We start from the raw sequence: 11582 nt of genomic DNA, 5'->3' as shown, positions 1-11582 counted from the left end.
ATCATTACGGCAAATCAACAGGAATTGGAGGAATTACGTAAATTGCGGACTGTTAATCGTACCTGGATAAAACCAGTTGCAGAACCGATACAATAATTTTCTAAAAACACTCTTATGGAGGCAATATGGCTGGTCGATTTCCGCTCCCCATCTTAGATGGTACAATTCCTTGAATTCGTCGACCGGAAAAGCCTGTTCAGCCATCAAGTTGGTGATCAACACTTCAACTTCGCCATTGTTCAGTTCAACGCGTATTAGGCGGAGCTTCAACGGCTGGGTTGGCAAACCTTTTTTCAGGCATTGTTTGACGGAGCGCGGGTTGGCTTCGAGAATAATTTCGGCTTGTGCCTCGCCACTCTCGGCAAACTGTTTGTAGAGCAGGCCTTGGTTGCTTCGCGCGCGCATACAAAAATACCGGCCTGTTGCCTCATAGAGGGCGTAGAGCCAAAAGGCATTATAACCTCGATCTAAAATAGAGAGGTCTTTGGGATGCGCATAATTCAAATGGGCAGCGGCACAGTCAAGTTCTGAGGCCGTGGTGGGATTAATGCTGGCGTCGATACTGATGTGGTTAAGCACATCATAGTAAACGGACGCCAATGCTAAGGGGCAATCTTTCTGGTTTTCCTTGCCAGGATTCACGCCAAAGGCCGCAACAATGTCAGGCTCGTTGGGAACTCTGAGCTTGGAGCCGTCAATGGCGCAAAGTCGGAAGCCATGCCAGGTTTTGAGCTCAGGATGAGCCGCAAAGTAGGTATCCACCACGTGCCGATTGAGGTCGATAAAAGCCAAGGGGGAAAGCTGTTTACGCGCTTGGCATAGTGCGGATTTGGTAACGACTTGAGTGGGCGGGGTGTTGGTATCTGATAGGCTAAAAAAGGTGTCTAATTCCTGTTGGTAAGAGCCTTTGGTTAAATTCAGAAAGTACGCGATCAGGGTTGGAAATGAAAGTTTGCGAGTGCGAGTGAAACTGTTTTCAGATAGGCGGTGCTTTAATTTGAAGGTTTCACTCGAAATCGTTGTATTTAGTAGACTGAAAATAGTTTCTAATAAAGTAAAGTGGTTCTATTTGTGTCATTTTTGCCTTCCTTTTAAGCGTTTAAGGTAGAGATAATTATATCATAATCAATATGTTAGTTCTTAACTTAATGACATTGGGGGCCGGGGGGGATTCTACGAATAATCTCCAACACCGCCTCCATCTCCAACAACACCTGCCGATTATCAAAGCGCAAAACCGTCAAGCCCAAACCACGCAAATACTCATTCCGTTGCCGGTCTGCTTCTCGATGTTCAGCTTCAAAATGCTGACTACCATCCAATTCGATCACTAAAAACGCTGCCGCACAGTAAAAGTCGACAATATAAGGCCCCAACGGTTTTTGCCGATAAAACTGCCAGCCGTTGATTTGCTTGCGACGCAAACATTGCCAAAGTTTTTGCTCGGCGTCGGTCATACGGTTACGCAAGGCGCGGCTATTAGGTTTCAAGCTCTTGTCATACGGCAAAATCATGCCCGGCCTCCGACGTCCAGGATTTGGGCCAATAAATCCTTCCGCACTTGAGCCTGATCGCCTACGTCGAAAGTCATAGGTTGGTTTAGCGATAGCGCTTGTGCCCAACCTACGTTGCTTTTCGATTGGCTCATTGCTCACTTTCCTGTTTAGCCAACTCATAAAACTCATCTAATTTGGCTTGCAATAAGGCTTTATCCGGCAAACGGGTTTGATACTGCGCTACTACAGTCGGCGATAAACTACGCGACAGGGCGTATTCCACCACATCATGATCGCGGTTTTTACATAGCAACACGCCAATGCTGGCCGCTTCGTGAGCTTTGCGGTGGTCGCGGTCTAATGCTTCAAGATAGAACTCCAACTGACCGAGATAGGCCGGTTTAAAATCGTCGATCTTTAATTCAAACGCCACCAATGCCTGTAACTCGCGATGAAAAAACAGCAGATCAATCGAGAAATCTTTCTGCCCGACCTGCACGCTGAATTCTTGGCCGATAAAACAAAAATCACGGCCCAATTCGAGCAAAAACTGTTTTAAATGCTTGATCAAGCCTTGTTGCAAATCCCGCTCATGATGCGGTTCCGGCAAATGCAGAAAATCGAATAAATAGCTGTCTTTAAACACCTGATCTGCGGCGGGGTGTAATTCTCTCAGCACTGCCGAGACTTTTAGCGGGGAGGCTATTGTCCGTTCAAATAAGACGTTGTTAATTTGTTGTTCTAGTTCACGGGTTGACCAGCGCTGCTCTACGGCCAGTTTCAGGTAAAAGCCGCGCAAATTGGGTTCACGCTCGGTTAACCATTTCGCCAATTCTTTTACTGTACCTTGTCCCCAGCCTTGTTCGGCCACCTTAAAGCTTAAATATTCACCAATCTGCCAATACAGTTCCAGCAATTGATGATTGACGGTGCTTAATGCCCGTGATTTAGCCTGTTGGATAAGTTGCAGTACCGGTGGAAAGTATTCGGTGGGGGTAGCTGGCAGATTCATTGCACTTCCTGTAATGCTAACGCGTCTACCAATAATTGCCGCTGCAGTTTGGCTTCATCACCTGCACCCAACGTCTGCATCAAGCCATTGAGTTCGCGTAAAGCCTCGGTCAATTCGCTCATCGCTTCGGCGGCCAAGACATCAGGTTCCGGCAAGTTGGCGGCATCGACGCTGTCCTGATCTTTCAGCCAGGCAATGTCCAGCGAATCGCCTTTTTGGGCTCTGATCCAGTCGCGGCTGAAGCAACGCCAGCGGGATTCTGTTTCATTTTGCATAATCCCCCCTAGCCCCCCTTTTTCAAAGGGGGGAATAGAATCATGCCCTTTTTCAAAGCGATGAACTGAATTTTGATCGTTTTCAATGGGAGGGATAGCACTTTCGTTAGCGCCTTCATCTCCCCCCTTTGTAAAAGGGGGGTAAGGGGGGGATTCGCGGTTTTCGGCGTGGAAACAGGTTTCGAACGGTTGCAAATGCTGATCGCCAAACGGCGTGCGCTTGCCGAAGCTGGGCATATTGCTGCGCAGGTCGTAGACCCAAACATGCTTGGTGCAATTTTCATCTTGCTGCGGATTTTCAGGAGTGCCTTTGCTGAAAAACAGCACATTGGTTTTAACGCCTTGGGCATAAAAGATACCGGTCGGTAAACGCAGAATGGTGTGCAGATTGCATTTGTGCATCAGGTCGCGGCGGATGTCATTGCCGACGCCGGCTTCGAACAGTACGTTGTCCGGCAGCACCACGGCGGCGCGGCCGCCTGGTTTCAGGCTGCGGTAGATGTGCTGCAAGAATACCAGTTGCTTGTTGCTGGTTTTGTAGGAGAAGTCGTCGCGGGTGACGCTGGCTTCGCCGCCTTTCGCTGTGCCGAATGGCGGATTGGTCAGAATGACATCGGCTTTGGGTAAGTGAGTACCCGGTTGACCCAGGGTATTGCCCAGATGCACCACGCCTTCGTCGTCGCCTTCCATGCCGTGCAATAAGCAGTTCATCAAGGCCAAGCGGCGGGTGCCTGGCACCAGTTCCATGCCGACAAAGGCCTGATTGCGCTGGAAGCTTTGTTGTTTTTCGGTGAGGTTGTAAAGATCGTCGGTTTGGCCTTTGATGTAGGCATCGGCGGCAATCAGAAAACCGGCGGTGCCGGCGGCGGGGTCTTGAATCAACTCCCCGACCTGCGGTTTGATGCAGCGAATGATACTGTCGATTAATGACCGAGGGGTAAAGTATTGACCGGCACCGGATTTGGTTTCACTGGCGTTTTTTTCCAACAGGCCTTCATACAAGTCCCCCAAGCCATCGCGCTTGGCACTGAACCAATCGATGCTGTCCAGACTTTTGATCAGTTGTTCGAGGTGACGCGGCTCACGCAAGCGGGTTTGCGCGTCGGCATAGATGGCGGCAATCAGATGGTCGTCGCTTTTGGATAAATCCAACAACATTTGCCGGTAATGGTTGAGCAGATTCAAGCCCGATAACTTGGTCAAATCTGACCAGCGGCAGCCTTCCGGCAGTTTGTGTTTTTGCAGAATACCGGCTTCGGTGTTTTCGAATTCCATCTTGATAAACAGCAGCAATACCAGTTCGGTGACGTAATCCGAGTAGTTGATGCCGTCGTCGCGCAGCACATCGCAGAGGTTCCAGAGTTTTTGGACGATTTCGTTATTGCTCATTGGGTTTTATGTGTTAATTATGCAGCTGACCATAATGAGTCGGCCAAGGTATCCAGCACGTTATTCAGTTGCTGGTTGAGTAAATTATTCAGCGTTTTAGCGCCGCCGTCATTGGCAAACACGCGATTGACGAAGGTTTGGTCGATCACCACTTCGTGACTGAGTTGTTTGGCCAAGCGATCCAACCAACGGCGCTGGACCGCGGTCCAATTGTGCAGGGCGTAGATTTTTTGCATGGCTTGGGATACGCGTTGCTCAAAAGGAATCAAGGCTTCACCAATGGCGGCTTGACGGATGTAACCGATGATACTGGCGGCAATATCTTGATTGGTTTGATTGCGCCAGGCGCTTTGTAACTTGGCTTCGGTGTAGCCGTATTGATCCAGTAACAGTTTGATTTCTTTTAGCTGTTCTCTGGTGAGGTCTTTAGGTTTATTGACGACTACTGATAAGGCGGCGGATTGATTGAGTTGGTGCTTGATAAAGTCGTGAAAGCTGTCCAGGTAATCTGCAGGTTTAGCATAATTTCCGTAGTTTTGAACGCGCTCTTGGAGTTCGTCTTGATGATCGGCTAGCACCGGATAATACTCGGAGCCAAGCAGCAGCTTGACCTCATCCAGTTGTTTGAGCAGGCCTTTATGGCGTTGCACAAATTCGGAGGCCTGTTGCGGACCCAGTTGATGTAAATGCTGGTGAAGTGTATCTGGCGCAACGCCCCACAGTGATTCCAGTTCCCTGAGTTTTTTCTGCAATTCCGGTTTACTGGCCGCTTTTGTGTGCTTTTCGCAAGATACGCATCACCCGTTGACTCAACGCAGCTAAGACATCGTGGGCATGGCTAGTATCCGGCTTTGTGCCGGGTGCATGTAAACTGTTGGGATCGCTCAGTTCTTGAACCAGTTGTTCAATAGTGACATTGGGGTCTTTAATCAGCGGTTTCATCGAGCTGACATCTTGCAGTGTGGCGTAAATGTCGACCGGATCGAAAATCCTGAACACGATTTTACCAATCTCGTCGCAACGACGGGTGGCTCGCCCCAGCATTTGCTCATACAAAATCCGGGAACGAACGCGACGGAAAAAGACTACGTTGCAGATTTTTGGTACGTCGATGCCGGTAGTCAGTAAGTCTACGGTTATTGCGATATTCGGATAGCGCTCATTTTTATATTGGCGAATCAGTTGGTTGACCTTGTCGCTTTGGCCGGTAATTTTTTTGACCGCAGCTTCATTGTATTCATCACCGTACAGCTTTTTGAACAACCGGTCCAGAATGCGTTTGACCATGTCGGCATGGCGATCGGTAGCACAGAAGATCAGCGTTTTTTCGTCACTGAAGGGATCGAGTTCTTTGACCAGTTCCTTGCAGATGACTTTGTTAAATGCGGGACTGATGACTTTACGGTTAAAAGCGTCGACTTCAAAAGCCAAATCATCATCTAGCGTTGCCAGTTCAACCGCGCCAGTTTGCGTGTTGATGACATTGACTTCGGCTCCTTTGGCAAATTGAATACCTTTTTGGCTGAGCAGGGTTTTGTAACGAATGGGGGGCTCATGGTCAATCAACCAGTCGTCGGCTACCGCTTCCCGGTAAGAATAGGTATAAATCGGTTTGCCGAATATGTCGGTCGTATGTTTGGCGGGTGTGGCGGTCAAACCGATTTTGACGGCATCAAAATAATCTAACACCCGTCGGTAACTGGACAGGTATTGGGCGGTATCACGCAACTCCATTTCACCTTCGGTCATGTCCTGATCCAATGCATAGCCACGGTGGGCTTCATCGACAATCAGGCAATCATAAGCATCGATGTTGGGCGGGTTATCGGATTGAAAAATGCGTTTGACCATTGCCTGTACGGTTGCCACTTGGATGCGTGTTTCCGCTTCGGCGGCCATGTCACCGAGTTCCGCAACATTGTAGATTTTTGATAAGGTCTGGTTTTGTTCCAGAGGTGAATCGTTAAAGGCATCGATAGCCTGTTGACCCAGGGCGGTGCGGTCCACCAGAAACAGGATGCGTTTGAAGCGTTCTGTTTTCAAAAAGCGATACATCAAACCGATAATGGTTCGCGTTTTACCAGTCCCGGTCGCCATAGCCAATAGGCAATTTTGCTGGTTATTTTCCAGTGCCACTTCGACAGCCTGAACTGCTTTTTCCTGATAATCTCTTAAACGTAAATACGCAAAACCTTCTTGGCGTAGCTTGTCTTCCGCTGCGGCTTTACTGCGTTGAAGTCTATCCAGCAAACCATCGGGACTATGAAAGACCGGTAATGGTTTTGCTAAGTTAAAAGTCTCTCGGACATCGCGGAACCAGGTGCCTGATTGCTCCGCCAATTGCTTAACGAAAGGACGTCCATTACAGGAATAGACATAAGGAATTTGATAGTGACCCTCTTCATGATCGGGCCATGCGATACTGCGGCCTTCTAATTGCCAGGCAGTCTGCATGTTGCCAATTGGCATAAAGCCACGGGAATAGCGTTCGGCCTGAGCTATTTTACCGGCAACATTGACGTTTTCGCGTTTGGCTTCTACTACCGCAATCGGGGTTAATCCGGCGAACAATACATAGTCGGCAGCTTGTTTGCCTTTAGTCGGCCATTCGGCAATGGCTTTGTTTTTACCTTTTTCGGGTCTTGCGCCTTTTTGGTAGGTCAGCTCCTCTGTATCAGCTTGCCAGCCAGCGGCAATCAGTTGTTGATCGATTAGAATACGCGTTAATTCTTCATTGAGGGACAGTTCTGCCGCTGCCTTTTTAATCGTTGCGCTAACCTTTTGGCTAGTCTGCCCGCGTGTTTCCAACTCCTTGTGCATGGCGTGCAGACGATCTTCAAAAGCTTGTCGTTCCAGGCGTAATTGCTGTTCATGCGCTTGCGCCATCTGCTCGAAGATGCGAGCCTCAGCATCCATTTGTTCGGCCAATACCGCGTATTGTTCTTTTTCGCGTGCGCTTAGTTCGATCAACTGCTGATTGGTTTCAACTTGCTCGTTGGCATCTTGAAGCTTGGCTTTGAGCTGATCAATCTGAATGGTCAGCGCTCTTAAATGCTGGCTGGGATCGGTTGGGGCGATTAAGGGGCCCGGTTTAAAATTAGCGCCTTGTTTACCAAAGGCCTGATGGAACCAGATAGCCAATGCGCGGGCAATGCGCAGACCATTCAGGGCTTCTTTGTGCTGAGTCTTGAACTGATGGGTCGCTCGGTTGCCTTCTATCCGCAGGGTGTGGAACAGCTCGGCAACATTGGTTTCCAAGCGAATTTCACGATTCAACTTGAACAATAAATCGGCTTGACTGGTTTTGTCATCAAACTCAATGCCACATCGCGCCGCCAAATCTTGAGCCAACGCTTCGCCTAATTGACGTAGTTTGATGAGTGTGATGTTAGGGTCGCTGGCAAATGCGCGCTCGGCAGAAGTCGCTAACTGAAAAAATAAGGGGTCGTGTTCCTGTAAGAAACAAAAATTACTCTTGTCGTCCATTATTTCCATTGAGCCTAATGTTTCTGCTGAGTAAATTGCCAGTTAGTTTGTTATGAGTATAAACAGGTTAGTTCGGTTTTAATATTTTTGGCTTAGCGTTAGATACAAATAGAACGATAACTTACTTTAGCTGTTTAAAAATAGGCTGGGTTAGCTCGGAGAGCCTGACCCAGGCCTATACATTTTAACTATATATTTCAAACAGTTACTCGACAGTGACTGATTTTGCGAGGTTCCGAGGTTGATCGACATCCGTGCCTTTTAAGACGGCAACGTGGTAAGACAACAGTTGTAATGGAATGGTGTAGATAATCGGTGATATTTCATTATCGACAGAAGGTATCTTGACTATTTGAACATTCGCATCCGGCTGGGTGACCAGCGACTCGTCCATGAATACGATCAACTGTCCACCGCGTGCGCTCACTTCTTGTATATTGGATTTCAGTTTGTCCAGCAAACTGTTGTTGGGCGCGACGGTGATGACCGGCATCTCGGCATCAATCAGCGCTAACGGACCATGCTTTAATTCACCGGCCGGATAAGCTTCCGCATGAATGTAGGAAATTTCTTTCAATTTCAGCGCACCTTCCATAGCAATCGGGTAATGAGTGCCCCGGCCTAGAAATAATGCATGCTGTTTTTCTGCAAATTGTTCTGCCAACACATTGATAACATCGTCCAGCTTCAGCACTTCTTCAATTTTGCCAGGCAAACTGAACAGTTGTGAGGCAATTTTATTCTCCATTTCCTCACTTAAACTGAATCGCCTGCCTATTGCGATGACCAGTAACATCAGCGTTACCAGTTGGGTTGTAAACGCTTTGGTTGACGCAACTCCGATTTCCGGACCCGCGCGGGTCATCATCACTAAATCCGATTCCCGGATTAATGAACTCTCAGGCACGTTACAGATCGCCAATGAATATTTCGCACCCAGTTTTTTCGCTTCCTGCAATGCGGCCAGGGTATCGGCGGTTTCGCCGGATTGAGAGATCGTGACGACCAATGTGTTAGGTGCAATAACCGGCTTTCTGTACCTGAATTCACTGGCCACTTCGATATTGCAGGGCACCCGGGCTAATTTCTCAAACCAGTATTTAGCCACCAGTCCAGCATGGTAACTGGTTCCGCATGCCAGTATTTGTATCGCTTTTACCTGATTGAAGATATCCGGGGCGTTATGTCCGAAAGCATTGTCCTGTAAGCGGTTATCGATAAAACGGCCTTCCAGGGTTTCGGAAATTGCCCACGGCTGATCATAAATCTCTTTGAGCATGTAGTGGCGATAAGTGCCTTTTTCAACAGCATCGGCTTTTAACTGACTCTCTTTGACCGGCCTTTCCACGCGGTTATCATCTTTATCGAAAATCACTACGCTATCGATAGTCAATTCTGCAATATCGCCATCTTCCAGAAAGATAAAGCGCTGTGTCACCGGCAATAGGGCCGCAACGTCTGAAGCTATGAAATGCTCGCCTATTCCAATGCCGATAACCAAAGGGCTGCCTTTGCGGCAAACGATCAGTTTATTTGGCTGGGTATAGCTGATTACGCCCAGCGCATAAGCGCCTTCTAATTTTTTTATCGTGGCTTTTACTGCATCCAGCAGTTCCGGCGAAGTTTCCATCTGACTATAGATTTCGTTGACTATCACTTCAGTATCCGTTTCTGAAGTAAATTCATAACCATCGGATTTTTGCTGGCTTCTCAGGTGTTCGTGATTTTCAATGATGCCGTTATGAACAACCGCCACCTTTTCTCTACAAATATGAGGATGCGCATTGGCGGTGCTGGGTTTGCCATGTGTTGCCCAGCGGGTGTGAGCAATACCGATGAAGCCCTGAACAGCATCTTCGGCAATCATCGCTTCCAGTCCTTTGACCTTGCCCAAGGCCCGCTTTCTGTAAAGCGTATTGTCTTCGATAACCGCTAGTCCGGCTGAATCGTAACCTCTGTATTCCAGCCTTTTGAGCCCTTCGATCAAAATTGGAACAACATTCCTTTGGGCTACAGCACCTACAATTCCGCACATATTATTTCTCCTTTTTTACCGGCCTTTGCCAGGAAGCGATTGAAATTTGTTTGGCTCGCGCCAACGTCAACTGCCCGTCGGGCGTGTCTTTGGTAATGGTCGATCCGGCACCGATGGTTGCGTTGTTGCCGATCGAAACCGGTGCAACCAATTGCGAGTTCGAACCGATAAACGCGTTATCACCAATTATAGTCTGGAACTTATTTACGCCATCGTAATTGCAGGTAATCGTTCCTGCTCCGATGTTGACATGGCTTCCTATCACGCTATCGCCGATATAGCTCAAATGATTGACCTTGCTACCTGTCGCAATTTTGGACTTTTTAATTTCTACGAAATTACCAATATGCACATTGTCTGCCAATAGGGCTTGAGGCCTTAACCGTGCGAACGGACCAACCCGACTGCCGCGGCCCACTTCTGCGTCTTCTATGATGCAATTGGGTAAAATTTCGACGTCATCATGAATGACGGCATTTTTAATAATGCTGTTGGCACCGATTTTTACATTATTGCCTATGCTGATTGCGCCTTCCAAAATGACATTGATGTCAATCTCTATATCGATACCCAGTTTTTCAACGTGGCCTCTGACCTCAAAACGAGCAGGATCTGCCAAGGTCACGCCTTCCGCCATCAGTTTTTCGGCTTGCTCTTTTTGGAAGACTCTTTCCAGGTGAGCCAACTGCATGCGGTTATTGACACCTAAGACCTCATCTTCCGATGCCGGCTGTGAAGTCACAATCTCAAACCCGTCATTGACCGCCATTTCAATAACATCGGTCAAGTAATACTCTTTTTGCGCGTTATTGTTCTCTAAACGAGACAGCCACGTTTTAAGCAGTCCGCCCCTCACCGCCAAAATGCCGGTATTGACTTCATTGATCATCTTTTGGGAGACGTCGGCATCTTTTTCTTCAATTATTTTGACGACTTTATTCTGCTCATTTCTGACAATACGACCGTATCCAATGGGGTTTGCCAGCGTCACGGTAAGCAAGGACAAAGATTCGCTTGCACCCTCCAGCAATTTTTGAACGGTGTTTAGCTTGAGTAAAGGGACATCACCATACAAAATCAGCACAATGGCATCATCCGCAATTTGAGATTGAACCTGTTGAACAGCATGACCCGTGCCCAACTGTTCCTTTTGTTCGGTCCATTCAGCCTGTAAATGCTTTAGCGTCTCCAATACCTGATTGCCGCCATGGCCGTAGATGATTTTGATTTCATTATTATCAAGTTCACGGCTCATGTCGTAAACATGTTCCAACAATGAGCGGTTGGCAATTTTATGCAATATTTTCGGCATGACAGAACGCATTCGAGTGCCTTTACCTGCCGCCAGTATGACTGTCGTTAATTTCATTCTCGTATCCTTTAAACAAAAAAAGCCCGACAACGTATCAACGTTACCGGGCTTTGATTTTGGGCTGAGCCCATTGTCAGTTATCCGCCTCTTTTTCTGAGCCGGTCTAATGTTTTAAGCTGCATCATCGCCTCAAGTAACTGAGCTTGTGCTGTAGCATAGTCGATTTTTCCTGATTTGTCGGCCAAGGCCTCTTCCGCTCTTGCTTTAGCTTCAAGCACGGCAGCTTCGTCGATGTCTTTAGCTCGAATTGCTGTATCAGCCAGAATCGTCACCAAATGAGGCTGTACTTCCAGCAAACCACCCGACACATAAAAAGGATAACTTTCTGTTTCGCTAACTTTAACCCTTACTTCACCAGGTTTTAATTTAGTAATCAAAGGGGCATGACGAGGAGCAATACCCACTTCGCCGAGCTCTGCAGGAGCAAATACCATTTCCGCTGCACCAGAAAAGATTTCCTTTTCTGCACTCACGATATCCACATGAACCGTCATTGTCATCTCGGTTATACCTGATT

General features: G+C 47.8%; 10 protein-coding genes. All 10 read right to left on the bottom strand.

The features are described from left to right. Positions 1-33 precede the first annotated feature (33 nt). The 10 genes from Q7V32_RS15555 to Q7V32_RS15510 all read right to left on the bottom strand — a co-directional run bounded on the left by Q7V32_RS15555 (position 34) and on the right by Q7V32_RS15510 (position 11565). Entirely contained in the window at positions 34-1017 is a 984-nt protein-coding gene (locus Q7V32_RS15555; RefSeq protein WP_304897893.1) for an IS4 family transposase, read from the bottom strand. A gap of 128 nt (positions 1018-1145) precedes the next feature. Beyond that, positions 1146-1514 carry an endonuclease domain-containing protein gene (locus tag Q7V32_RS15550; RefSeq protein WP_304897892.1) on the bottom strand — a complete coding sequence of 123 codons (369 nt, stop codon included), beginning with the start codon at positions 1512-1514 and terminating at the stop codon, positions 1146-1148. Then, positions 1511-1648 (bottom strand): hypothetical protein, encoded by a 138-nt coding sequence (locus tag Q7V32_RS15545; protein ID WP_304897891.1) that lies wholly within the window; start codon positions 1646-1648, stop codon positions 1511-1513. Before Q7V32_RS15545 ends, Q7V32_RS15550 begins: the two co-directional genes overlap by 4 nt. Further along, positions 1645-2508, bottom strand: coding sequence for a YhcG family protein (locus Q7V32_RS15540; protein WP_304897890.1), 864 nt, complete (start codon positions 2506-2508; stop codon positions 1645-1647). Before Q7V32_RS15540 ends, Q7V32_RS15545 begins: the two co-directional genes overlap by 4 nt. After that, the gene (locus tag Q7V32_RS15535) at positions 2505-4172 is read right to left on the bottom strand and encodes a type I restriction-modification system subunit M (RefSeq protein ID WP_304897889.1); all 1668 of its coding nucleotides are present in this window, start codon (positions 4170-4172) and stop codon (positions 2505-2507) included. The genes Q7V32_RS15540 and Q7V32_RS15535 overlap by 4 nt, the downstream gene beginning before the upstream one ends. A 17-nt stretch (positions 4173-4189) precedes the next feature. Beyond that, the gene (locus Q7V32_RS15530; RefSeq protein WP_304897888.1) at positions 4190-4924 is read right to left on the bottom strand and encodes a type I restriction-modification enzyme R subunit C-terminal domain-containing protein; all 735 of its coding nucleotides are present in this window, start codon (positions 4922-4924) and stop codon (positions 4190-4192) included. 7 nt (positions 4925-4931) lie between these two features. Then, positions 4932-7667 carry a type I restriction-modification system endonuclease gene (gene hsdR, locus Q7V32_RS15525; RefSeq protein ID WP_304897887.1) on the bottom strand — a complete coding sequence of 912 codons (2736 nt, stop codon included), beginning with the start codon at positions 7665-7667 and terminating at the stop codon, positions 4932-4934. Between the two features lie 196 nt (positions 7668-7863). Beyond that, complete coding sequence (glmS, locus tag Q7V32_RS15520; RefSeq protein WP_304897886.1) at positions 7864-9693, bottom strand: glutamine--fructose-6-phosphate transaminase (isomerizing); 1830 nt, start codon at positions 9691-9693, stop codon at positions 7864-7866. Position 9694: 1 nt separating this feature from the next. Continuing rightward, entirely contained in the window at positions 9695-11062 is a 1368-nt protein-coding gene (glmU, locus tag Q7V32_RS15515) for a bifunctional UDP-N-acetylglucosamine diphosphorylase/glucosamine-1-phosphate N-acetyltransferase GlmU (protein ID WP_304897885.1), read from the bottom strand. A gap of 80 nt (positions 11063-11142) precedes the next feature. Further along, complete coding sequence (locus Q7V32_RS15510) at positions 11143-11565, bottom strand: F0F1 ATP synthase subunit epsilon (RefSeq protein ID WP_304897884.1); 423 nt, start codon at positions 11563-11565, stop codon at positions 11143-11145. Positions 11566-11582 lie beyond the last annotated feature (17 nt).

This window comes from Methylicorpusculum sp. (genome assembly GCF_030651835.1).
Lineage (GTDB): Bacteria > Pseudomonadota > Gammaproteobacteria > Methylococcales > Methylomonadaceae > Methylicorpusculum.
Note: the sequence above shows the minus strand (reverse complement) of the source record. Positions and strands in the feature narration are given on the sequence as shown.